General features: G+C 63.9%; 19 protein-coding genes and 1 pseudogene. All 20 read left to right on the top strand.

Features of this window, described 5'->3' with window-relative positions:
- The first annotated feature begins 115 nt into the window (after positions 1-115).
- The 20 genes and pseudogenes from ACLJPX_RS35590 (at position 116) to ACLJPX_RS35495 (ending at position 24362) form a co-directional block, all read left to right on the top strand.
- On the top strand, positions 116-445 hold the full coding sequence (locus ACLJPX_RS35590; RefSeq protein WP_410604739.1) for a hypothetical protein: 330 nt from the start codon (positions 116-118) through the stop codon (positions 443-445).
- A gap of 35 nt (positions 446-480) precedes the next feature.
- On the top strand, positions 481-774 hold the full coding sequence (locus ACLJPX_RS35585) for a WXG100 family type VII secretion target (RefSeq protein ID WP_410604738.1): 294 nt from the start codon (positions 481-483) through the stop codon (positions 772-774).
- 83 nt (positions 775-857) lie between these two features.
- Positions 858-1295: a hypothetical protein gene (locus tag ACLJPX_RS35580; protein ID WP_410604737.1), complete on the top strand. Its 438-nt coding sequence runs from the start codon at positions 858-860 to the stop codon at positions 1293-1295.
- Positions 1296-1330: 35 nt separating this feature from the next.
- A complete protein-coding gene (locus ACLJPX_RS35575; protein WP_410604736.1) occupies positions 1331-3850 on the top strand; it encodes a large repetitive protein in 2520 nt (839 codons plus the stop codon).
- 3 nt (positions 3851-3853) lie between these two features.
- Complete coding sequence (locus ACLJPX_RS35570; RefSeq protein WP_410604735.1) at positions 3854-5557, top strand: hypothetical protein; 1704 nt, start codon at positions 3854-3856, stop codon at positions 5555-5557.
- A gap of 2997 nt (positions 5558-8554) precedes the next feature.
- Positions 8555-8734, top strand: a pseudogene (locus ACLJPX_RS35565) (GntR family transcriptional regulator); the annotation flags it as partial.
- 63 nt (positions 8735-8797) lie between these two features.
- Positions 8798-9367, top strand: coding sequence for a TetR/AcrR family transcriptional regulator (locus ACLJPX_RS35560; protein ID WP_410604803.1), 570 nt, complete (start codon positions 8798-8800; stop codon positions 9365-9367).
- A 118-nt stretch (positions 9368-9485) separates the two neighbouring features.
- Positions 9486-10109 carry a helix-turn-helix transcriptional regulator gene (locus ACLJPX_RS35555; RefSeq protein WP_410604734.1) on the top strand — a complete coding sequence of 208 codons (624 nt, stop codon included), beginning with the start codon at positions 9486-9488 and terminating at the stop codon, positions 10107-10109.
- Between the two features lie 743 nt (positions 10110-10852).
- On the top strand, positions 10853-11980 hold the full coding sequence (locus tag ACLJPX_RS35550) for a helix-turn-helix transcriptional regulator (protein WP_410604733.1): 1128 nt from the start codon (positions 10853-10855) through the stop codon (positions 11978-11980).
- 442 nt (positions 11981-12422) lie between these two features.
- Positions 12423-12746 carry a hypothetical protein gene (locus tag ACLJPX_RS35545; protein WP_410604732.1) on the top strand — a complete coding sequence of 108 codons (324 nt, stop codon included), beginning with the start codon at positions 12423-12425 and terminating at the stop codon, positions 12744-12746.
- 286 nt (positions 12747-13032) lie between these two features.
- On the top strand, positions 13033-13428 hold the full coding sequence (locus tag ACLJPX_RS35540) for a hypothetical protein (protein ID WP_410604731.1): 396 nt from the start codon (positions 13033-13035) through the stop codon (positions 13426-13428).
- A gap of 347 nt (positions 13429-13775) precedes the next feature.
- On the top strand, positions 13776-14165 hold the full coding sequence (locus ACLJPX_RS35535) for a hypothetical protein (RefSeq protein WP_410604730.1): 390 nt from the start codon (positions 13776-13778) through the stop codon (positions 14163-14165).
- Positions 14165-15274: an NlpC/P60 family protein gene (locus tag ACLJPX_RS35530; RefSeq protein WP_410604729.1), complete on the top strand. Its 1110-nt coding sequence runs from the start codon at positions 14165-14167 to the stop codon at positions 15272-15274. Before ACLJPX_RS35535 ends, ACLJPX_RS35530 begins: the two co-directional genes overlap by 1 nt.
- A gap of 339 nt (positions 15275-15613) precedes the next feature.
- Entirely contained in the window at positions 15614-16813 is a 1200-nt protein-coding gene (locus tag ACLJPX_RS35525; RefSeq protein ID WP_410604728.1) for an ATP/GTP-binding protein, read from the top strand.
- Between the two features lie 542 nt (positions 16814-17355).
- A complete protein-coding gene (locus ACLJPX_RS35520) occupies positions 17356-18789 on the top strand; it encodes an amino acid permease (RefSeq protein ID WP_410604727.1) in 1434 nt (477 codons plus the stop codon).
- A 254-nt stretch (positions 18790-19043) separates the two neighbouring features.
- Positions 19044-19679, top strand: coding sequence for a response regulator transcription factor (locus tag ACLJPX_RS35515; RefSeq protein WP_410604726.1), 636 nt, complete (start codon positions 19044-19046; stop codon positions 19677-19679).
- 113 nt (positions 19680-19792) lie between these two features.
- Positions 19793-20413 (top strand): helix-turn-helix transcriptional regulator, encoded by a 621-nt coding sequence (locus ACLJPX_RS35510; RefSeq protein ID WP_410604725.1) that lies wholly within the window; start codon positions 19793-19795, stop codon positions 20411-20413.
- Positions 20414-20453: 40 nt separating this feature from the next.
- The gene (locus ACLJPX_RS35505; RefSeq protein WP_410604724.1) at positions 20454-20663 is read left to right on the top strand and encodes a histone-like nucleoid-structuring protein Lsr2; all 210 of its coding nucleotides are present in this window, start codon (positions 20454-20456) and stop codon (positions 20661-20663) included.
- Positions 20664-21126: 463 nt separating this feature from the next.
- The gene (locus tag ACLJPX_RS35500) at positions 21127-23748 is read left to right on the top strand and encodes a right-handed parallel beta-helix repeat-containing protein (RefSeq protein ID WP_410604723.1); all 2622 of its coding nucleotides are present in this window, start codon (positions 21127-21129) and stop codon (positions 23746-23748) included.
- A 143-nt stretch (positions 23749-23891) separates the two neighbouring features.
- On the top strand, positions 23892-24362 hold the full coding sequence (locus ACLJPX_RS35495) for a YbaB/EbfC family DNA-binding protein (protein WP_410604722.1): 471 nt from the start codon (positions 23892-23894) through the stop codon (positions 24360-24362).
- The last annotated feature ends 469 nt before the right edge of the window (positions 24363-24831 follow it).

Genomic DNA, 24831 nt, shown 5'->3' with positions numbered 1-24831 from the left:
TCGTAATGCCATCAGGATGGTCGACGATAGCTAATCTTGAAATGTGGTCATCGTGCTACGCAATCATCATCGCAGCGTGCGCCGAAGCTATAACACTCATCGCAGGAGGATTTAGGTGTCGCATTCCACTCAGCTCAACGCTCAGACGATCAACGCGCAGGCCAGTCGACACGAAGACACGGCAGACAACATCAGTGGACAACTCGACCAGTTGAAGGAACAGGTCGTCACCACTTTGGCTAGGAGCAGTAGCGACGCAACGAGGGCGCTCCACTCGACCATCGATCGCTGGGTGGAGTCGGTGCGCAAGTCGGTTCTCGAGCACATGCGCGGGATGGCCGAGATCATGCGCCGTGAGGCCAAGGGGCAGGAGGCCATGGACTCCGACAGCATGCAGGCGATCCTGAATGTCCCGATGGAGACCGGGAATTTCCTCGGCGCCTGATCTGTCCGACCAAGCCAAGATTCTAGGAGAAATAAATGTCTGACGGCACGATCACGTACGATTACAATGTCATCGACGAATGTCTGGCGATGATGATCGCGAAGGCCAATGATATCGAGGGCGAGGCAGGAGCACTCGCGGCCGACGTCAAGCGGATCATGGTCGACTGGAAGGGGACCACGGCGACCGCTTATGATCAGCTCGCCAATGACCTCCGGTCGGATATCGAGGCGAACAAGAGTAACCTCGACAACCTTCGTAAGTCGTTCAAGGATGCATCTGACAACATGCAGGCGGCTGACGCCAGTGGTGCGAAGAACATGGTCTGACTTGAGCGGTGTGCCGGGCGAATTCTGCCCGGCACACCGCAGTCGTGTCTGATCGACTTCAAACGTGAGGAGCGGGAGCTTTTATGGCAACGAAGTTCGATAAGGGTGAAATAACCGAAGCCGCAAATGCCATCGGTGATCTCATGAATGACATGAGTGCGTTCAAGGCGTTGGAAAAACATTGGCCGAATGCGGGTAAGATGCCGCTGGCGATGTGGCTGGAGCGGATTGTGGACGATCGTCGCAATGCGGTCGTGGCTCATGCCGAACACCTCAAGATCGCTTTTGCTCAGATGGAAGAAAAACTGAAGAAGATCGCGGCCGACTTCTCGAACGCTGACGGCCAAAATGCGGAGGCCATCAGCAAGGTCATCGCCGGCCTTGAGAGTTCGGTTGTCTCCGCGGTCAACACGTTTGACAAGGAAGTCGAAAGCAATCAGCACAACTACTCGCCGGGACAGGGCAAGGGTAAAGTTGGAGACGGTTACAGTCAGAACCTGAACACGTCGATCACGACCTGACCGGGCGCCGTCCGTCAAAGAAAAGGACCCTTGCTATGTCCTCGACCAAGCCGACGTTGGTCGGTCAGTACACGGGCGTCTCGCCCGCGTTGGAACCGAACACCTACTCGTCGGTGGCTGATATCGACAATGTCGTCACTGAAATAATCTACAACGACGATGGTTCGAAAGCCGGGGCAAGCAGGTCCGACCCGGCTTGGGCGTGGCACGAGCTTGACGCGGATTTGAAGACGGCCGAGAAGGCGCTGGCCGACATCAACGACAGATTCGCCAAGCAGATCAAGGCCGTGAGGGACGTCTTGGAGGGCAAGGCGGGGGAGGCGTTCGACAAGTACGCCAACGCGGTCCTGAAGATCAGCGAAGAACTCTATTCGACGCTGTCGACGAAGCAATTCGCGGCTAATATGAGCAATATCGGTAACGCGGTGCAGGCGTTTGCGACCGATTGGTGGAAGCTTCACGAATCGCGTGATAGCAAGAAGGCGGAGTATACTGAGTCGTTTAAAGCTGCCGCCAAGAAAGATGTAATGAAGAATGTCGCCAATTCAACGGCGATTTTTCAGCAGTTGGAGGTAGACCTTCGCGAGATGCGGTCCAGCCTGGATCAGGCGCTGCTGCAAGGAATTAGGGACAGGCTCGGGGTGCTGGCCAAGCAATATAACGCCCGAGGCGCGGAACTCGTCCCGCTCTACATCTCAGACGGCGACACCACTACTGGTAATCCTAACACGGGGGAGAAGCCCAAAGAGGCCAACGCGAACAAACCTCCGGCGAAAACGGAGACTTCGGAGCCGAAAGCGGAGACTCCGCAACCGAAAACGGAGACTCCGGAACCGAAAGCGGAAAAGCCCCAGGAAACTCCTCCAGGGAACGCGTTCTCCGAACTGAAACCGACTACGCCGGGAGCGGAGACCACGCCGATCAAGTCGACCGAGCCACCGGCGGCCGGACTCGCGTCTCCGGGGCCGGTCGAGCCGGGTGCGGCGGGCGAGGGAATCGGGGGTTCACCAGGGGAACAGCAGGGCGCGGGTGGTGCGGAACAGGGTGGGCCGAGCCCGCAGGAACAGCAGGCCCTTCAACAAGCGAAGAACGCCGCAGGTGAAGCGATCGGAAATCTGGCGGGACAAACGCAGGATCCGGCTCGTCAGAATGCGCTTGGGGAGGCAAAACAGGCTGCGGAGAAGGCGATCGACGGCCTCGGGAACATGCCAGGGGCCGGCGGCGAGGGGGCTGCCGGGCCAGGTGGTACGGATCCCGGGGTGGGTGGCATTCCGGCGGCGATGCCGCAGGCGTTGACGGATGCGAAAAACGCGGCCGCCAAAGCGATCGACGGTCTCACCGCGAAAACAGAAGACCCGAAACGCAAAAAAGCGCTGGACGAAGCGAAGGAAGCTGCCGAGGAGGCCATCGACGGGCTCGCGAGCCCGACCGGCGGGCCGGGGCAACTCACCGGTGGCCCGGGCGAGAGCGATCTCAAGGCGGCGAAGGAGGCAGCCGGTAAGGCGATCGACGACCTGGCCAAGCAGGGAGATTCCGACGGACGGCAGACCGCCCTCAAAGACGCGAAGAACGCCGCCTTGGAGGCGATGGGCGGTTTGAGCGACCAGCCAGGCGGACCCGAATGGTCCGATCCGGCGGATCGTGAGGGCCGCGAGCAGTTGCTTGAAACCAAGCAGGCCGCGGAGAAGGCGATCGACGATCTCATCTGTGACACGGACGACCCCGAGCGTAAGCAGGCACTTGAAGACGCCAAGGCCGCCGTGTCCGACGCGATCGACAAGTCCGCCGCTCCGGAGCACTACCAGCTGGTCCAAGACGCGAAGGGCGCCGCGGACAAGGCGATCGACGGCCTCCGCGCGGAAGGCGATGACCAGTCGCGCACCCATGCGCTGGACGCGGCCAAGACCGCCGCGGAGAAGGCGATCGGGGAAATCAGCGACGCGCCCGAACTGACCGGCCCCGCGCACACGGAGGCGCTCGAACACGCGAAGCAAGAGGCGGGCAAGGCGATCGACGCGTTGTCCGCGCCGGACGACACCCCGGCCGAGAAACAGGAGCTCGCCGCCACCAAGGAAGCGGTCAACAAAGCCATCGATGGCATCGCCGCAGGAGACAAGGGCAACGCCATGAGCAGGTTCCTGGACCCGGGTGAGTCAGGCGGTGCAGGCCTGACAGGCGGTCCTGCCGCCGGAGGCGGCGGCTCCGGTGGGGGCCCCGCCGCCGGAGTGGGCCCCACCACCGGTGGTGTCGGCTCCGGCGGTGCTCCCGGTGGCCGGTTCGACACACAGCCCTTCCAAGGCGGTTCCGGGTTGACCACCCAGGGTGGTCCGGCCGCGCCCGCGGTCCCGGGTCCTGGCCAGGTCGCGGCGAACGCGGCTCAGGGCGGTATGCCGATGGGACCGATGGGACCGATGGGCGGTGGCGGCATGGGCGGCGGCGGTCCTCAGGGAGAAAAGGAACGGGAGCCGGAGATCTGGATGCAGGCTGAACCGGGGGCGTGGGGTAACGGCGAAAGCGACGAGCAGCCGCCCAGCCACGTACTGGGCAGGAACTGACCCGTGGGTGCACCGGAACCACCGCCGCCGATCATTGGCCCGGAGCTGCAGAACCTCACTTTCGATCAGCTCGCGAGTCTGATCGAGGAGCTGAGCCCCGACTCCTTCTACGAGCGTGCGCAGGCGTTCGACCTCGCGATGGCGAGGTTTGGACAGGTCCAGGAAGATTTCGAGCGCCAGACCCGCAATATGTGGTCGGCATGGTCCGGGCGGATCGCGGAGTCGTTCGACGACTTGGCCCGGAAGTTGACCGGTGGCACGGCCGCCGTGGTCCAAGCCATGGCGAGTCCAGGGTATGGCGCCGCGCTGCGACGGGCGGGCGACGCCCTGGCGCGGGCCCAGCAGCGCATCAAGGACCTTCGAGCGCAGAACCGGCTGAACGACCATGAAGCCGCGCGGCAAGTGCTCTACGACCTCGGAACCGTCTACCAGGACATCGGGACGGCCATGTCTCCGATGCCCGGCGGCTTGTCAGACGTCCCGGTCTCGCCGGGGACGCCGGTCCTGCCGGTCGCAGGCACAGGTGAAGGCGAGCCACTCGTCCGCGAAGAGCGCCACGATCCGATGCGGCCGGGCGGCCACGCGGCCGGCGGAATCGTCATGCCCATCGGCGCCCTCCTTCGCCCGGGCGAGGCGCGTCGCAATGTGTGGTCAGGCCACGGCTCGTCACCTGCACCGGCGGCGCCATCGAAGGAGCCTGACGGAGTGGTACCCGTCATGCTGGGCCGAGCGGCGCCGTCGGAGGGGGTCGCTCGCCCCCGAGACCACGGGCAGATCGTGGTCGGCGGAGTACTGGGACGACAGACGCAGGCCAAGAAGGCGAAGAAACAGGTCACCGAGCACCCCGCGACCGCTCAGGAAGGGCAGCAGCAGGAGAAGCAGAAAGAACGGAACGCCGAGAGGGAAGGGGCGAGGACGGACTCCGAAGGCCCGGCGCGTCACCAGCCGAGCACTCCTGAGCCGCTCACTGCCGGTACGACCGCCGAGACGCATGCGGTGGTACCGGTCGTGGCACCCAGCTCGGCTTCGCCCACTGCGCATGTGCAGGCGGCGCCGCCAGCTCAAACGAGTTCCCCCGCCGCGCCATCACCCGTTCAGGCGAGCGCCCCTGCCGCGCCGCCGCCGGCACAGGTGAGTGCGCCCGCCGCGCCGCCACCTGCACAGGTGAATGCGCCCGCCTCTTCTCCGCAGGGCTCTCTCCCCACCGCGCACCTGTCCACCCCCGGCCCAGCCGGGTCGGCGCAAGCCATGGGCTCCTACGCGCCCGATCCCCATCCGGTGAACGGCCCGTCCTCGGCACCAGGGGTTCATCGTTCGCCGGGTACACCCCCGGTCCCAGGGGCGTTTCAGTCGGCAGGCGGGCTGGACCCCATGACCAGCGGAATGCCGCCTGCCGCACAGAGCGTGTCCGGAGTTCCGCGGTCGGGTGGCGACATGGGTACCGGTGGATTCATGGGCGGTATGGCCCAGGGGATGCCCGGGCAAGAGAAGGCGACGAAGGGAGGGGACCCGGCGGGTTTCCTCACAGCCGGTGCCGAAGCATGGGTCCCCGACGAGGCGGGAGTACCGGTGCTCGGGCGGCGGGCACCTTTGTCTCCGTCCGCCGACGACAATGCTTTGGCCGCCATCGAGGCGATCACGCGTGTCGAGGACCGTGAAGAGTTGCTGCAGGAGCTGGATCGTCTTCGACGTCGTGAGGGGAGTTGACGTCGGCGGGCCACGAAGTGTTGTCGCTCAGGGCGCCTCGCGCCTCGAGGTGATGGTTCGACCTGTAAGCCGGAGGTGAGCTGGTCCCGGTTTGCCGCCGCACTCGCTGTGTCTGGACGAGCGCGTGTCCCGTTCCGGCGGCCGGCTGCCGCGTGACCAGCGACCGGATGCTCAGGGCTTCGTGTCTTGACTTGAACTCTGTGCTCTTGCTGTCGATCAAACTTCCGCGCGTCTGCCATGCCGGAACAGCGACCGCCGCCGGTCCTTTCGCGCTGGCCAGGAGGCCTCGTCCGCGATCACCCGCCGCGGGCCCTTCGCCCGTCGCGGTGTCGCTGCCCATTTTCCAGCCCGAGCCGGCATTCGTCGATGGCCGGCATCAGCCACGGCTTGCCCCCTCATGCAGCGCGCGGGTGATCTCGCCGTCAGGACATCAGCCACCAGCAACGCCTTGAACCGCTTGCAGCGGTTCAGAAACCTCGGTCTCCCGCTAGCCGTTCTCGCGAATCGGGAAGAGAATAATGTCGCGCTCGGCGGGAAAACCGGTACAGGGGCCGTGTATGCGCAGTTCGCCGAATTCCTGAGCACGAATCTCGAAGTCGCGTCGGGGACAATTGATGCCGGTTCGCGGTTCGGCATTGGTCGGGTTCGTGACGAGGAATATTCCTCACGATGCCCTGACTTCAGGCAAGGTGGAGGGCTGCTTCAGAGGTCGAGGGCAAAATCATGAGAAGAAAGGGCATGATCGCTCTTGCGTCGTTGCCGTTCTCAACGTCGAGGATGGAGAATAAACGACGAGGAGGCCCACAGAACGATCGGTGGGTCTCGGTGTCCCAGTCGTGGGCCTCCTCACCCCAGGGTTCGCGATCGGCAGGCGGCGGCAAAAGAGCCTCCTTTCAATCGTTCGAAGCAACTGCGGGATCGAAGTCGCTCCGTATCCTGGTGGACAGGGACTCCGTCCGCCTCTCGTTTCACGATACGGCCAGTGACCGTTCCGCTGATGCCTCTGCTTCGTCTTTTCTTCCTGCTCAGCGGGCATCTCGGCCCCTGTCAGAAGCGCTGGAGCTTCGTCGGCTGGTACGCGGAACTCCAGCGGTCAAGCTGCTCGTCGAGATCGATCTCGACTGGCTGATTCTCGGGTCGACCAAGCCGGGCATCTCCTGCATACCTCTGGTTGCCCGGGCTCTTCCAGGTGCTCGCTGGAGGAGAGGCCAATGGTGAGCGACTCGGTCCATGCAGTCCGCATGCCCGATATTTGATAGTGGTCGTGCCTACTCAAGCAAGTTGCAGGTGTTCCCGCGTTGGCCCAGTGCCGCCGCGTGGCCGACCAACGCGAGAACGTTCATCGCCTCGTCGAAGAGCCAGGCGAAACGCGGGTGCCGAACTCCAGCAGTACTTGGTGTGCCCGGCATCACCGCTGGAGGAAAAGAATGTTTCGGGGGCGCGGCGCAGGCCACTCTTCGGACCACGGTTCACCGTGAATACCGAGATGCCTGCCCGGGGAGATTCGCCGAATTGCGCCTCCCATGCCCGGAGCCGTCGATCTCGCGGCGAGCCCTGCGCATGGCGTCCAGAGCTGTCGCCAACGCCGGGCATGAAGCGGGTACGACCGGAGTCCGATGACTCCGTGTGCGGGCACGTACTGGTTCGGGGGCCACCGCCCTGCTGACGTTGGCACGGTCATCGGCAGTCTTGAACGTGGGCGGCCGGAACTGGGCGAGCAATGCCGGTGTCGGCCGGAAGGGCCGTTCTGTTTCGCCGGCGGCAGGCGCCGTCCCGGCTGGTTCGGGTGGCACGCCGGAGATCTCCGGAGGTGTGGCAGGGACTTCGTGCGGTGTGGGAGCGGAATACCGGACGACCTGCGCGCGCATCGTCGTGCTGAGGTTGTAGACGGCAGGAAAGGTGTCCGGATGCACGATGGTGCGACGCCGTCGAACAGGTTTCGGGGGGTTCTTCCGGCGCTCTTCGACGGTCGTGACGAAGACCTTCGATTTCACGCGTTCAGTGGCGGCGTATCGGGCCGCGGAACGGGCGGTCTTCCGTCCGGCGCCGAAGGGGCGAGAGCGCATCAGCTTCTCCAGCCCGGCATCCACTTCGGCCTCGATGTCATGTTCGGGGCACCTGCCGCGCCAAGCGCACCCGTTGATGTCGCACCGTTCGAGCGGAACGATGTCTGGATCCCTGGCCATGCCCAATGTTATGACGCCCCCACGAACGGTGTCATCCTGACTGCGTTAATATCCGTAAGCGATGCCCTATTGTCCTCGAAGGTTCCCGTTGGGCCACCGCTGTGAAGAGACCAGTAGAGCTGCCTGCCCCGCCGCGTTCCGGCGATATAACCGACGCGCATCAGGTGATTGAGTAATTCCGAAGCTCGGGTATTGTGGATTCGCATCGCGTTCGCGATATCGACCGTGCGCAACGGGTAAACGGACCGCAGTTCCGCCTGTTGCAGTAACCAGAAAACCTGTCCGAATTGGCTCCACAGGGGGTCGTCATCGGATGCTTTGCGTTCGAGTTCGCTCATGTGCTGCCGACACGATGATGCGTATCGATTCAATGGCGCCGAATAGCGAACCACGCCTTTGCAGGCTTGCCCCGAGCGTGCGGTGTGCGCGCATTGGGGTCTCCTGACCGCAACGGTCTTGATGTCCGCGGCGCGCTGTGACGGGAGGCCAGCTTGAGTAGAGTTCATCTTCCCTTTCGTGGGATCCTGCGGCGCTTCTCTCGCTTGGAGCGAGGTGCTGGACGGAAGGAACCACGATCCCATCCCGTCACGAACCAGTCCAGCCAAGAAATTGGAGACCTCTGGCCTCTTGACTTCGCGCCTGGATCAAGTACGCGATCGGCGGCCGTGTATCGATAGCGTACATCTGTGCCTTTTCATACCTGATTCTTCCCGGGGCCCTTCGCGTTCGGCTTCTCGGAGGGCATCGTTGACGACGTGCCCACTGCGGTGGTGCCGTTTTCGTGAGGGAGTGAGAAACGACGGCCAGGACGATGTTCGAACAAATCGCGGAGGATATCCGGCTCCGTATCATCGAGGGTCAATTGAAGCCCGGTGATCGAGTGCCGTCGATCCGGCAGATCTCCGAGCGGTGGGGTGTGGCGCATGCCACTGCCAGCAGGGCGATACGGCTTCTACGAGAGCAGGGTCTTGTCGGAGGCGATCCTGGTGTCCACACCAGGGTCGCGGGTGGGCTGGATGGAGTCTCGGCTCGGGGGAGCGCCCGGAGGCGCATCGTGGAGGCGGCGATCGGGATCGCGGACCGGCAGGGACTGGCAGCCGCCAGTATGAGGGCGATCGCTTCGAAGCTCGACAACTCCACGATGTCGTCGTATTACCACGTGAGGGATCGTTCCGAGCTGCTTGTTCTGATGGCGGAGACGGCATTGGCCGAGGCCTTGCCGTGTGACGAGACTCCTGAAGGGCTACGAGTCGAGACGGTCGCCCGGGCGTTGTGGGATGTGTATCGGCGGCATCCCTGGCTCTCACAGATCGAGGTCGATCGCCTTTCGCGATCATCCGTGGCGTTGACGCAGGCCGAATGGGTGATGCGGGCTCTGCTCAGGCATGGGTTGGATCGGACCACCTCGGTTCGCTACAGCCTCCTTTTGCGCAGCTTCATACGTGGCGTCGCGGGACAGCTCCAGGCCGGGGCCGGCCAGGAAATGAGTCACCTCGTCCCGGGAGCCGATGGCGCCGGGGAGCGGATCGAAGCTGACGAGGTGTTCGAGTTGGGACTTCGCGCGCTTCTCAATGGTATAGAGCAACCTGAGGTCGATGGGTATCGAGACCGCTTTGGCGAATGAGAAGAATTCACATTGACTTGTTCCCTGCGGGAAAGAGCCCTGGCCAGCGCGTTGAGGGATTGTGAAGTCCGTTTTCGGATCCTGATGGTCCAAGGGATTCGAGCCAGGAGGACACATCGTGGAACCGGTACGAGTCGCGGTGCAGGCGTCCGATCCGATCATGCAGGCAGGGCTTACGAGCTTCGTACGGACTCGTGCCGAGTTGGCGTTGGTCGATCCCGAAACGCTGACTGAACACGACGTGCTGGTCGTCTATGTCGACCGGCTGACCTCGCAGGTGGCCGCCGAGTTGCGGGACGACAGCTCTATCTCGCAAGTTCCCAAAGTCCTGCTCGCCGACGAGCTGCGTGAAAGCGACATCGTGGCAGTGGCGGAGTCTCGGGTGGCGGCAGTGCTGCCTCGGTCAAAGACCACGGGCGCCCGTTTCGTCGAGGCCATCCTCTCGGTCGCGCCCGGGCGGGGCGACCTCCCGGCGGATCTGCTCGGTCGATTGCTCGAAAGTATTCGGAAGCTGCAACGTGAAGAGCTCTCAGACAGCGGGCCCGGGGCCGCAGGGCTCACCACGCGTGAGATCGAGGTGCTGCGGTTGATGGCGGAGGGGTACGACACCCACGAGACCGCGGAGAAACTGTGCTACTCCGAGCGGACCGTGAAGAACGTCATCTACGCCCTGACCAACCGGATGAACCTGCGTAACAGACCGCATGCGGTGGCCTACGCCATGCGAGCAGGAGTGCTCTGAAGGCTCACTGGGAAGTCGGTACTCCTCGAAATCGAGGCCGACTCCGGCGCGTGAGCAGTCGCCGTGCACTTGTCTGATTTCAGCGATTTCCCGCGTCGCGGCGGCGCGCAGAGCTCGGCAAACGCCGCTTTCGAAGGATATGATCATGCCCTCTGTCGCCCCGGCGGAACGCTCCGCCGGGGCGAGTTCCTCATCTGCCGGTCCAGCCACAGTCAAATGCTGACCAACTCGATCAGTGTTTCGCGGCTGCCCAGACGACGTGATAGCCGATCTTGCCCTGTCCTCGTGGGCGACAGCGACCGCGCGAACGGGAACGCCGTCGGTTCGCATTGTCCACCTGTGGTGCTGTGAGCACGTACTCGGCGATGTCCCGCAGGGGTGGCTCTCCACCCCGTGTGCAACCTGTGACGGCCAGGTGCCGAGCGCTCTTCGCGAAAATTCTCACAATAGTCGGCGGCTACGCGCCGTGCGTCAAATCCACCGACGGATTCTGTGGTTCGACCCCAGGTCGAGCCTGCTAAAGTGCACTTCGTTCACGTTTTGGTCGTAGCGGGCTGAGTGGGCACCCATCTCGATCGGGGCGGTGACCGGGTCGATACGGTTGCGTACCGTAGGCAAGGTTGATGTCTGGTGCCGCCGGGAGTTCGGGAGGTGTTTTGCGACCACGACCGGCCGCCGGATCGATCTGGGGCACTTCGACGTCATCGCATGGCGACTGTCAGGCCGCCGCCGCTCTGGAACTCATGGAACAGGGCACTGATCGGGCCGCGGCGGTCCGATGTGCGGAGGCGGCGCTCCAAGATCAGGCCTGCACGGAGTTGGAGCCTTGCCTGTGGCGCGGGCTGACTGTTCTCTTGTGGGCCGGCGAACTGGTGGCGGCGGATGCGGCACTGCGTCGGCTGGAGCGCGGGAGCAGGGGTGGCATCGCTGACGTTCTCGCCGTTCTGCGGGCGCAACAAGGTCGCCTCGTCGGCGATCTGGCGGGTGCCCAGAGGCAGTTCGGCGATTTGGCCGCAGCGGCCGAGTCCTCCTTCGTCCGAGAGCTCGCATTGCCTTTCCTGGCGGAGACCTTCGTCGCTGCCGACGAGGTGGAAGCGGCGGACGCACTGCTCGCGGGTTTGGACTGGGAACGGTATCTGGGTGGCAACGACGCCGCCCGACCACTTCTGCTCGCCACTCGCGGCGCGGTCCATCTCGCGGCGGGTCGCTTCTCCGACGCCTTCGAAGATCTCAGCAGGTGTGCCCGGCTGCCGAAATCGGAGGCATCCGCGCATGTCGCGGTTCCGCGCTGCCGAGGACTCGCGGCCTTGGCGGCGAGCGGTGCCGGACGCGATCAGGTGGCCGAGGAGGCGGCGAAGGCGGAGCACGATGCCGCTCTCGCGTGGGGGGCGCCGGCCTATGTCGGCTGGGCGCTGTACGTGCGCGCGATGGTCGAGGACGGGGAAGCGACGACGAGCCTGGAGGACGCCATCGATCTGCTGGACGTCGCCCACTCGCCTATCGCCCTGGCTGCCGCGTGCTACGAATTGGGTGTCCGGCTGGCGCGGAACGGTGACCACCTGGCCGCGAAGGGGAGACTTGAGCGGGCCGGCGGGTTGGCGCGCCGGATGGGGAACAGGAAGCTCACGGAGCGGGCAGAGGACGCGTTGGGTGGGCTCGTCGATCGTGATTCGCGAACGACGCTGACCATACAGGAGCGAAAGATCGCCGAGCTCGCGCGAACCGGGTACAGCAACAAGCAGATCGCGGAGCGGTTGGTCCTCACCGTCCGGACCATCGAGTTTCACCTGTCGAACGTGTATCGGAAGCTTCACATTTCAGGTAGGCGGGAATTGATGGACAAGGCCTCGGTCTTTTCGTCGCTTACCTGATGAGCTCGCTTTGCGGGTTGAGGTGTACTTCTGTCTCGGCCCGCGAGTCGCAGTCAGTCGCGCACGACAGCGACGACCGACCCTTGTTGTTCGCCGTATAGGTCGTCGGGTCATGTGGTTGATCTCTCTGGCCGCTTCTGTTGTGACAAAGTCGGACGTACTAACTTCGCATTGAACCCACGACTGCAGGGTCGCCGGGGGTTCGAGATGACAAAAAGGGTGAAATTCATACTTGTTCATGCCCTGTAGTGTGAATTTCGGCAGGCGTATCGCGCTTAGTGATCGCCATGTCACCGGCCCGAGTGCGAGATGACGCTGAACGGCGGTGGACGCGCGGGTGTTTTTTGAGTAATCATCGACTGGCTCCCGGAAGTAGGGGGTCTCTTGACGCTAACGAGTGAGGCGGGGCATCGTGGATGTAGAGGGACATCATGGATGGCCAATGAACGATATTTGGTCAGATATCGAAGAGTGTGGAAATGTGGCTGGGGCTCCGCCTATGCCGCCGGGTGCCGTGGTTCCAGGACTTGAGTTGGCTGCCTGGCTCGATCGTTATGTCGACAGTCTTCTGGATATGGGAGTCAAAGTTGACGATCTTTCGCTCCGTGAGCAGCGCGTCGATCTGATGGTCGCCTTGTCCAGCGCTGCTGAAGCCTTTCGCGCCGCGTATCGATGCGATCACGCGAGTGCCGAGCGGCAACTGCGCTCAGCACTCGCCCTGCTCAGTGGCGTCGATCTGGATATCTTCGTGCATTCCGGTAGCTGATCTCGCGATCGGGCCATGGCGTCGGATGGAGTCCCTGAATCGAAAATCGGGCATTCAGTGCCGACAAACGGCCCTTCTTCGACGAGAGGCGGGGATGGCCTGCCAGCTGCAGAGTAGACCGGCACCTATGGCAGCAGGTGGAGGCTCGGCGACGTATCGTGGCAGGGGCGAATGTGTTATCAACCCGCCGCATACGTACTTCTTCGTAAGCGAGTGCACCGGACTGGTCAACCCTGGCCTCTCCCCGTGGACCGGACTGGTTACTGCCTCACCTGGGAAGCTTCAGATGCAGGTACCCTGGACGGCGGACCGGGTGCGGGTCGTGACGGAGGTGTATCCAGGCATACCCGCGGACGTGACCGACTCCTATGACGACGTCATCGAGTTCGGCTACCGATCCGCGACCGGGCTTGCCGCGATCCTCGACTGGACGCGGACGCTGGTGTGCCCGTGGGATCCGCTACCGGTCGGCGCGGGAGACTACCGCGTTCGGTATCACGTGCGTGATCACTGCGGCGAAGCGGTCGAGCTTCGAGAACGGCCGGATCCGATGGCGGAGACCCTGCTCCAGATCTGGCCCGCGAGTCTCGGTGTGCCGGAGGAAATAAAGGTAACCGGGGCACTCGGAGATTTCTGGCACCCGGCAGGGAAGCTTCGACGAGTGTGGGATATCTGGCCGTAGATGCCCGACCACGCCGCAACTGTTCGCACTTCGTACATAAAATGTGAATTTGCCTGGCCTTGCCTTGCCCGGAACAACACACTTCGGACGGAGTGTCGATCCGTTTGGAGGTGAGGTGCGTGCGCGCGGTGATTTCGGCGTTGCTGCTCGTCGCTGGGTTCGGTGCCGGATGTGGCACGGAATCTCCTGTTCCGTCCGGTCCGTCGCTGTCTTCGGAACCGCGACCTGCCGAGGGCCGGAGCGAGGTACCTGTGTCGCCCGCTGTGCCAGGGCCTCCGGGACGGACGTCCGAACCCTCGGTCCGGCCACTGGTACCGCCGGACGGAGCGCGGCCGAACGACTCCGAGGTGTTCGCCGATCCGGTTGCCGTGACGACAGCGTGGCTGCGTGAATGGTGCGCCACCGATTGGCGCGAGCCCATGAACGCGAACCTTCATCGTGCGGCGCGCTACCAAACGCCCTCCGCGGTGAAAGCGGACCTTCGCGACGGCGACGATGAGAACACGTACAGAAGCGCCCAGGAACAACAGTTGAGCAGCGGTTGTGACGAAGTGGTCGCGACGCCGAGCCCTGAAGCGCCGCAGAGCCCCGACCTTCGCTATCTGGTGCTCTCGGCGCGTCGGGTCAATTCGGCGGCCGGCGTCGCATTCGAAACGGAACAAGTGCGGTCGATGCGCAGGGTCGTCCTACAGCCGCGCGGACGTTGGCTGGTCGCCGAGCAAGTGGAGGCAGGCTGATGCGTCTGCGCGCCATGCTCGCCGCTTTGGTGCTGGCCGGGGGCGGAGTGCTACTGCTCCTGCCCGCGCCTGAGCGTGCGGAAGCCCTGAACTGCACAGGGGCGGCCGACCACTCAACGCTCGGGGATGCCACGTCGCCGGACCTGGCCCTGCCTCAATTGGAGGTTGCGAAGGCGATTGTCGGCGTAGCCAAGGGCATGGCTGTCACCAAACGCGGAACGGTCATCGCGCTCCAGGTGGCACGGCAGGAGTCCACTCTCGACGCGGCCGCCGTCGCGGGCAGGGCGACCGGTGCCTTTCAGCAGATCGCTCCTGGCCCTGCCGGAGCCTATGCCGGCTACGACCGGCGAAACACGAGTATGGCCGCGAAGGGGTTCTTCACGGTCCTTCTGGCTCGTGTGCCGGGTTACGACTCGGACCCCCGCTCCAATGCGGACATCGGCCAAGTCGTCCAGGCAAGTGGTGCGGGCGCGGACAAATACGCGCCCTGGCAGTCATTGGCCGAAGCGCTGGCCGATGTGCTTTACGATGGTACGGCCAAAATGACGTGTCAGACCGGCGCGAGCGGGCCGTTGGCCGTCAGCGCGAACGGCGTCGATGTGGAACTGCCGCCTTCAGCGGGAATCGCCGGAATGATCAAAGCGCCGACCGCGGAGGCGGCCCGTGTGTTGGCGGCGGCTCTGTCCTGGCTAGGAACGCCGTACGCCTGGGGCGGCGGAACGGCCGCCGGGCCGTCCCGGGGGATCCGTGACGGTGGCGTGGCCGACGCCCACGGAGACTTCGCCAAGGTCGGCTTCGACTGCAGCGGCCTCGTTCTCCATGCCTACGCCCAAGTGGGTGTTTCATTGCCACGAACGTCCCGGGCCCAGTACGCCGACGGCGGGGCGATCGTCCCCTGGGCGGGCGCGCTCCCGGGAGACTTGTTGTTCTACGGCTCAGTCGTCCACCACGTGGCCCTGTTCCTCGGCGTCGTCAACGGAGTGCCGTACATGGTCGAGGCGCCGCAAAGCGGCGATGTCGTCAAGGTGTCGCAGGTTCGCACCGGTGGCGACTTCCGGCCGGAAGCGGTCCGCCCGATTCCGGGAGGAGGACCTGACCGGCATGCCTGACAGTTCGATGGCTCGAAGCCGAGAACCGGTCGAAATCCGGGGGATGGACGAGTCGCCCGATCACGCGGTGTTCCCGCAGGGAAGACAGCTACAGGCTCTGTCCCGGCTCTGTTCTGAGACAGCCGACGTTCGTTCGCCGAAGAGAATGATGGTGTCTGTATGACAAGACCGGAGGCGGTGGTTCCGCCACTCCCGAAGAAACGACGTGAGCGGCGACGGACCCGTTGGCTGGACCGAGCGGGCTGGTACGAGCCGAGGGAGGTTGGTGCCCGGTCCACGACAAGGCAGGCCGAGGCGTTGAATCTCGCGTTGTCGTCGCCGCCGACAACACATCGAGGCTTGATTCTCGGCACGGACCGTCTGTCCGGGCAATTGGTGTGCCACGATCCGTTCATCGCCTACGACGACAGGCTGGTGTCGTCGCCGAACGTCGCGGTGATCGGTGACGTCGGCAAGGGTAAAAGCTCCCTGCTGAAGACCTGGGGAACGCTGCGGCAGCTGATGCTCGCCGGGCGCAGGGTGGTCATATTGGACAAAAAGACTCAAGCCGGGCAAGGTGAGTACACCCAGCTGGCACGCGCGGTGGGTGCGCCCTCGATCCGGTTCACTGTGAGCGGGAAGGGAAGCAGGCTCAATCTGCTCGATCCGGTCATTTCCTTGGACCAGGGCGACCAGGATCGGCAGTCCGGCCGCCCCACCGGGCAGATGATGCTCCTTCGAGCCGTTCTCGCCGAGGCGCTGGGGCGAGCCGTCAGCGAGCGTGAGGGCAAGGCGCTTCGCATCGCACTGCTCGCTGCGACCGGCGACGCGCACGAGCGGCGGCGGATACCGGTCATCCGCGATGTCGTCCACCATTTGATCGATCCCGCGGTGAAGGCCGCGGAAGAGATCGCCATCTCGGTGGCAGAACTGCGCGACTGGGGATTCGATCCGGCGTTCGCCTTGGAGCGCATGATCGAGGAGGATCTCTCGGGGCTGGTGGACGCCGAGACTTCTGACGATGTGCAGCTGGACCACCCCAGTGGGCTGGTCCACTTCGACATCTCGAGCCTTCCGGTGGAGGGGCCTGCCCTCCGGCTCGTGATGACGGTGATCAACACCTGGCAGACCAACATGCTGGCCCGCCGCTCCCGGGAACTCATGCAGACGGTCAACATCGTGGAGGAGGGCTGGCACGTGGCGGAAGGCGCGCTCGGCAGGGTCTTCCAGCGGAACACCAAGCTCGCGCGCGGTCTGGGCCTCGCGACGCTGGCCGGCTTCCACCATGTCTCGGATCTGCCGGCAGGGTCGGCGGCCCGGTCACTGATGCAGGAGGCCGAGACGGTCTTCATCTTCGGCCAGTCCCTGCGCAGCGACGCGCTGGCGTGCGTGGATCTGTACGATCTTCCGGCCGGCACCGAGGACACCATCATGGGATTGGGCAGGGGAACTTTTCTGGCCAAGATCGGAGCCGAGGCACCTCTTCTGGTCCAGCACGTCCGGTCGCCGACCGAGGTCCGGCTCACCGAGACCGATGACGCGATGACCGGGAAACGGTAGGCCCTGTCCGCTGCGCGGCCTCGTGCCCGGGGCGGAGATGCCTGGCATCGGCGCCCCCGGCCGCTGCCAGGTGTCCTCCCCGGGATCGTCGACGAGTACGGCCTCGGCGCTTTCGGGCATCTCGCCATCTACGTCGGCATCGCCCCAGTTGTGACGTCGGAGTGCGTCTGGGTGTCCGCACTGATCGATGTTTCGGAGAGGTCGGCTGAAAAGACGAATTGTTCCTGAGTCGGCGATCTGTTCGGTACCGAACGGTCGCAGCCTCGGATCGCGATTCGGGAAACCGGATCGCCCGTGTCGGAGTGGCCCGCGAGGCACCTTAAATTTGCATCAATTCCACGCTAAGGGACTGTTAAGAAATACCCTGAAGCCCCTGCGAGTCTCGAAGAAAGTCCCATTAATTCATTTTCCCGTTGACCAGAATTCTTTCTCGCGTCAAGGTTCTCTGCTGCGAGCTCCCTTTCTGCTCGTCGGCCCGAAGCCTTCGAGGATCGAGGAGGATTCGAGCCGGCCCGTACACACAGGACACGAGGCTGAACCTGATGCAGACTTCAGGAAGTGAGGAAGCGGCGGTCGTTCAGGCGTCCCAGGATGTCGGCGACCAAGGCTATAGCAAGTCTCTGAAACCACGACATATCAGCATGATGGCGATCGGTGGTGCGATCGGTACCGGGCTCTTCCTTGGCGCCGGCGGAAGGCTGAACTCGGCGGGACCCGCGCTGGCGATCGTCTACGCCGTGTGCGGGATCTTTGCCTTCTTTGTGGTGCGTGCCCTGGGTGAGCTCGTACTGCACAGGCCCTCGTCAGGCGCTTTTGTCTCCTATGCCCGGGAATTCCTTGGTGAGAAAGGTGCATTCATAGCCGGGTGGATGTACTTTGTCAACTGGGCGACGACAGGTATCGCGGATATCACGGCGATCGCCATCTATGCCCATTACTGGTCGCTCTTTTCGGCGATACCGCAGTGGATCATCGCGCTGGTCATGCTGGCTGTGGTGCTCGCGCTGAACCTGGTCTCGGTGAAGATATTCGGTGAGATGGAATTCTGGTTCGCGATCATCAAGGTCGGCGCCGTGGTGATTTTCATGGTCATCGGAATCTTCCTTTTGGTCACCGGTACGCCGGTCGACGGGCATGTTCCCGGCCCGCAGTTGATCGCGGACTCGGGCGGCATCATGCCGCACGGGCTGCTGCCGCTGGTTCTCGTGGTGCAGGGTGTGGTCTTCGCTTACGCGGGGCTTGAGCTCGTCGGGGTCGCCGCGGGTGAAACCTCGAATCCGGCCAAGGTGATGCCGAAGGCGATCAACTCCATCATCTGGCGGATCGGTGTCTTCTATGTGGGTTCTGTCGTGCTCCTGTCTCTGCTCCTGCCGTCCGACGAGTATCGAGCCGGTGAGAGCCCGTTCGTGACCGTGCTGTCCAGCATCGGCGTACCTGCCGCAGGTGATGTCATGAACCTTGTCGTGCTCACGGCGGCACTGTCGAGTCTGAACTCCGGCTTGTACGCGACCGGGCGCATCCTGCGGTCGATGGCCAAGACGGGTTCCGCGCCGGCGTTCACGGGCGTGATGAATCGGAGCAAGGTCCCCTACGGAGGTATTCTCCTTACGGGTGCGGTGTGTGTGCTCGGTGTCGGCCTCAACTACCTGATGCCCTCGTCGGCGTTCGAGATCGTGCTCAACTTCACCGCGGTCGCCATCGTCGCGACCTGGGGAATGATCATTCTGTGTCATCTGATCTTCGTGCGCCGTTCCCGGGAGGGTAAGGTCGCCCGGCCGTCGTACCGGTTGCCCTGGACGCCTGTGCCGCAGATCGCCACGTTGCTGTTCCTGGCCGCGGTGCTCGTGCTGATGTGGCTCGACGAGGGCGCGGGCCGGGTGACGCTGATGTGTGTGCCCCTGCTCGTGGTGGCCCTGATCGTGGGCTGGTTCGCGAGCCGTCGCGCGATCAAGGCCGCTCGGGGTGAGGACGACTAGTCGGAGGAGCGGTGTGCGGAACGGCATCGGTGCCGCTGGCTTCGGGTCGCCCCTGGTGGAGGTCTCGAGGCCCGGGCACCGGTGCTGTCGGCGCTCGGGCTTGTTCGACGAAATGCAGGTGATCCGTCGGCCTGATGTCGAGCCGAGACTCATGTTCACTGTGTAGCCAAAAGCGTCACACTGGGTAATAGAGTCGAAATTGAGTACTCGGCATCAGGCTCAGTCGTGTCCCGGGACGGACGGGAGGAGCGGACGTGGATTACGTGAAGGTCCAGGTGCGAGCGGCTGACGAGTTCGCCAAGGCCGGTGTCGACGCCATGCTGAGTGACAGTGAGAACCTGCGGTTGTTACCCGACGGGCAGGGTGAGGCTCCGGACGTCTTCGTCGTCGTGGTGGATGGCGTGGTGGAGAGAAGCACCTTCGCGCTCTTGCGTCAATATCAACGCGACAACGGTCGGGTCTCGACGCGTGTGGTGCTTGTGGCTGAGCGGTTCCGGGCAGAGGACCTGCTGGTAGCGATCGAGTGTGGGGTCACGGCGTTACTGTCACGAGGTGAGCTGAAGGAGGGAACTCTTGCTTCGGCCGTACTTGCGGTGAGCCGAGGTGCCGCCTTGATTCCCTACCGCTTGCAGGGGATCCTGCTGGACCAGATCGCCCAGCTTCGCTCGCAGGTGCTCGGCCCGGCAGGTCTGACTTTGTGCGGATTCGAGACCCGTGAAAGGGACGTCCTGCAGTTGATCTCGGAGGGCTACCAGACCGACGAGATAGCAGAGAAGCTCACCTACTCCGAGGGCACGGTCAAGAACGTCCTGTATGGACTCATGAACCGGTTGCGCCTCAACACCCGGTCGCAGGCGGTCGCTTACGCCATGCGCGCCGGTGTCATCTGAGCCGATGACACCGGTGGATGTGAGATATCCGCCCGTGCGGCGCCATGTATGCCGTACGCGGCTTGAGTCGACTGGGGATGGCCTGCGGGCCCGTCGGATCGTGGAGGTCTGTGATGGAAGCGGTACGAGTGGCCGTCCGGGCCGCCGATGCGATCACACACACGGGGCTGACCAGCTTCTTGCGAACAAGGCCCGAGCTGCTCGTCGTCGACATCGACGAGTTGACCGAACGAGACGTGCTGGTGGTGCAGGTCGGCAGAATGACGCCACGCGTCGTCGCCGGACTCCGTGAGGAGAGTCGGGCAGGGATCGTCAAGGTCCTGCTTGCCGGCGAAATCAGGGAGAACGACGTCCTGAGTGCCGTCGAGTGCCGGGTGGTGGCGGTTCTGCCACAAACCCGGACTTCCACTGATCGGCTGGTCGAGACCATCGTATCGGCGGCTTCGGGCAGAGGGCTTCTGCCGCCGGATCTGCTCGGGCAGTTGCTCGGCAACATTCGCCGACTGCAGCACGATGTCCTGTCCCCGCGCGGGTTGAGTTCAGCGGGGCTGACCACTCGTGAGGTCGACGTCCTCAGGCTCATGGCGGACGGCTGCGACACAGGGGAGATCGCCGATAAACTCTGCTACTCCGAGAGAACCGTCAAGAACGTGATCTATGAACTGACCAAGAGGCTCAACCTGCGCAATCGGCCGCACGCCGTGGCCTATGCCATGCAAGCAGGGGTGATCTGACCGCCGTGCGAGTTTCGAACGACACGTAAGGAGTTGCCCGTTGGACGATCCAATGGTCCCGTTCGAGTCTCAGCAGGCGGAAGTCACGGCCGTGGAGACGGTGTGGTTCGCGCTCGACGGGATCGACTACGAGGTCGATCTCGAAAGCCATCGGGCGACGAGCCTGCGCTGGACCTTGGAGCCTTATATCAAAGCGGGCAGGCGAGTATCCGATGTCTTCCCCATGCCATCGCATGACCAGTCCGAGTGACAGCATTCTCGCGCAGCAGCCGTCGCTCCCTGGATACGCGGCGGTGGTGTCCATGGCGGATATCGCGGGAGCGGGAGTATGGAGAACAAGCCGAGCTCTGCCATGTCGATCCGGAGCTGCTTCACTTGATCGAACGTGAGCGTTTCCGGCGGGACGGCGCCCCGGCCATGATGGTTTCTGCCGCTGTGGGCGACTTATCGATGCTTTCGTCCGGCGCCGTTTTTCAGGGGATGAACCCTGGTGCCGATGACCAGCTGATGTACAGTACCGCCGCGTCGGTCACCGCTCCCGGTCCCGCCGGCCGAAGGTCCCGTTCGAGGATCATCGATCTCGCAGGGTTAAGGGCGACCGCCGACGACGTCGGCGCTTTGCCGCTGACGGATGTTCCACACGTGGCGGGGCTGGCCGCGGCCGGCTTGCGTCCGAGCCCTGGCCGATCACGCCCACATCACCGCTGTCAGCGGTGCCGGTCGGCGACTCGGGATCCTGCGGCGCGGCGAAATGTGGGGAAGGCCCTTTCGTCCGACTTCCTGCCCGAAGTTCTCCAACGTACTGCTTCGGGTGGGACTTTCGCCTGCCTATGCGGCTATATCGGGAAGTGGAGATTTCTTTGTCGAGTCGCGAAAGGTTCGCTGCTGCTTTGGGCAGCCGCCCGGGGCCGATGACGCAAGTGAGGGAGGGGCGGAACTTGGGTCGAAATGTCATCACGGTCACCCAGACGCCTGGCCCTGGCTACCGACGCATCGCCGACGCCGTGGCTGATGCGCCCGAAGGGGCGCTTATCGTGGTGGCTCCTGGGAGGTACAGCGAGAATCTCGTACTGTCGAAGCCTGTGACGATCACTGCGGAGCAGGGGATCGGGACGGTGACGGTTCAGTCCGTGTCCGGGGTCGCGGTGGCGGTTGAGACCACTTTCGCCGCGTTGTCCGGACTCGTTGTCGTCTCCACCGACCAGGAGAATCCCGCGGTCGTCGTGGTACAAGGCCAGCTGGGCCTCACCGAATGCTCGGTCGAAGGAGCAGGCTGGTCATCCGTCTTCGCCTCCGGCGATGGCACCGTCCTGATGCGTGACTGTACTGTCCGTAACAAAATCGGTGCCGGTGTGGTGGTCACCGCGCGGGACAACAGCGCCCTCGAGTCTTGCAGGTTCGAAGGGTTGGGCACCTCAGCGGTCGTTGTCGCAGATGACGGCTGGCTGACCATGCGCGCGTGCACGGTGACCAAGGTCGGCGGCAACGGGATCTGTCTCAACGGGCGCGGCACCCTGAAGATCGAGGACACGGCGATCTCGGAGACAGGGAAACCGGCGATCGCCGTCGAGCAGCAGGCAACGATCACCGGAACAAGGATATCGGTGTCCGATGTCAGGGGAATCGGTTTCTACCTCGCTACCTCCGGAGAGGTCGCTCTCGAGTCCAGTTCGGTGGAGCGTGTAGGAGGGGAGGCCGTTTTCGTCGCGGAAGGGTGCAAGCCGGAGCTGCGCGGTCTTCGTATCCGAAACGCCGGTCCCCGGGGTGTGCATTTCGGCGGTAGATCCGGGGGCAAGGTCATCGACTGCGAGGTGGTGGACGTTGCCGGAGTCGGTGTTCACGTGACGGATCGATCCGTGCCGGAGTTCGACCAGCTCCTCGTGTCTGGCAGCGCGAAGGCCGGGGTCCGGGTCACGGAGGCCGCGGATCCGTTCTTCAGGCGGCTGCGCGTGCTCGGTTCGGACGGGCCCGCTGTCGAGGTCGACGAGAGCGGTCGCGGCACGATGGAGAACGTCGAAGTCGAAGGCGGCGAGGTGGGACTGCGTATCGCCGGTGGGGCACGGCTGACCGCGAACGGGCTCAGTATCCGCGACACCACCGGCGCGGGAGTCGAGGTCACAGACGCGGCATTGGTACTGGCCAGTGGATCCATCACCGGTTCGGGTGGGCACGGTATCCACGTAGGTGTCGGCGCCAATCTTTCGGTCGCCCATTCCCGCGTGCGCAGCAGCTCGGGAGTGGGGTGCTTGTTCGCCGAAGGCGCGGCAGGCAACGTGACCGATTCCGAGTTCTCCGGCGGGAAGGCGGACGGTGTGAGGCTGGAGACACGGGACGCCGTCCGGATCTTGGCGTGCACCGTTCGGGACAATCACGGTAGCGGGCTGCGGCAGACTCAGCCGGGGACGGCGATCGAAGTACTCGACCTGATCACCAGCGGCAATCTTCGGCCCGACGCCTATGGGACGACCGCATCGGTCGAGGCGGCGACCACATCCCTTGCCGAGCCTGTCCGCTCCGAGACCGGTGGCGACCCGCTTGCCGAACTGCGGGCACTCGTGGGTCTCGAGGGGGTCAAGCGTGAGGTGACTTCGCTGATCAACCTCAACAAAATGGCCAAACGCCGGCAAGACGCCGGGCTGTCCGCCCCTCCGATGGCGAGACATCTCGTGTTCGCGGGCGCGCCGGGAACCGGCAAGACGACTGTCGCCCGGCTATACGGTCAGGTGCTCGCCCAGCTCGGGGTGCTACGGCAAGGACATCTCATCGAAGTCGCCCGTGCTGATCTGGTCGCGCAGATCATCGGCGGAACAGCGATCAAGACGACCGAGGCGTTCACCACCGCGCTCGGAGGCGTCTTGTTCATCGACGAGGCCTACACTCTGAGTTCTGGATCCGGTGGCAGCGGCCCTGACTTCGGCCGCGAGGCGATCGACACTCTCGTGAAGCTGATGGAAGACCATCGGGACGACATCGTGGTGATCGCGGCGGGCTACTCGAATGAGATGTCCAGCTTTCTCGAATCCAACCCGGGTATGGAGTCCCGGTTCAGCCGTACTATCGAGTTCGCCAACTACACGGCGGAGGAACTCGTCACCATCGTCCGGTCGCAGTGCGCCCGGCACGACTACCGGATCGACGAGGAGGCGTCCGACGTCTTGCTGCGGTATTTCGAGGAGATCCCCAAGGACGGCACGTTCGGAAACGGCAGGACGGCCAGGCGTGTGTTCGAGCGGATGACCGATAGGCAAGCGTCGCGGCTCGCGGAGTCCGCAGAAGTGAGCGCGGCGGACCTGACCCTGTTGACCGCCGCGGACGTGGAGACCGGGGGACGATGATGTTCGTGTGATTTCCGTTCGCACGGACCGGTATGTCAACCTGCGGGGCGTTGTGCGCTGACTCCGGACGGCCGGCAAGGACCAGTGAACTGGTTCGTCTGAATTTCGTGCTCTGATTGTCAAACCGATAAAGGAGAGTTGAGATGTCTTCTGGAGTTCCCTTCGACCCCGATGCCGGCGTCGAGGAGGCGATGACCGCTCTCGCCCGTGAGCGGGAGAAGCTTGCCAAGCTCGGCAAGCTCTGGCGTGATGGGGGGCTGACGGTCAGGGCCAAGGACAACTCGCTGTCCATGAAGTTCGATGGTCATGGTGAGGTCTCCGAACTGGTGTTCAACGAGGCGAAGTATCGGTCGCTCGCCCCGGCCAAGTTGGCGAGTAACATCATCGAGACACTCCAGCGTGGTAAAGCCGAGAGTATGGCGAAGATGTCGGACCTGATGGGAAACAGCACTATCGGAGGCGTGGACTTGGGCGCTGCCGCGGCCGGGAAGGTCGATCCCGAAGAGATGCTCGAAGCCCTCCTCTCACCGCTCATGGGCATGGTCGAAGGCATGGGAGGCGAGGTCGACCAGGTCAAGAACGGCAAATCCGAGAAGCGCGAGGCCGATGGCTGAGACGGTGCCCCTGTGCCGAAGCATTGAGATGTGAGTTCGCCATCGCCTTGACATTCTTGCCGGTTCGGTCTCGCTTGGTGCATTTTCGGCGATTCTTGATCGATCAATGTTCTGAGTCTTAACGCTGATCCCTGGCTGGGCGCCGAAGTCCTGGAATGGCAGCTGCCCGGTCGAGCCTTGTTTTCGCGTCGTTCCCGGTACAGCAGGCTGACCGAGGTCGAGCGTGTCCGGTCGATACTTCGGGACTCGCCAGGGGAACGCCCGCTATGGACTCAAGCCCAGCGCGGCATCGGCCCTCCGTCGCGGCGAGGCTCGGCTCTGCCGGAGACTCGCGCGACGGTGGGCCGCCCGGGGAATAGGGTCGGGTGGATCGCGTAGACGACGCTACCCGGCGGTAGATTTTGGCGGGCGCCGGAAAGGCGATGACAGATGCGTGACTCCGCAGGTCTCTGCCTCGCTGTCCAAGCGG

This window comes from Amycolatopsis sp. lyj-90 (assembly GCF_046549035.1).
Classification (GTDB): Bacteria; Actinomycetota; Actinomycetes; order Mycobacteriales; family Pseudonocardiaceae; genus Amycolatopsis.
The sequence above is the reverse complement of the archived record's forward strand: the minus strand, read 5'-3'. Positions and strand labels throughout refer to the sequence as shown.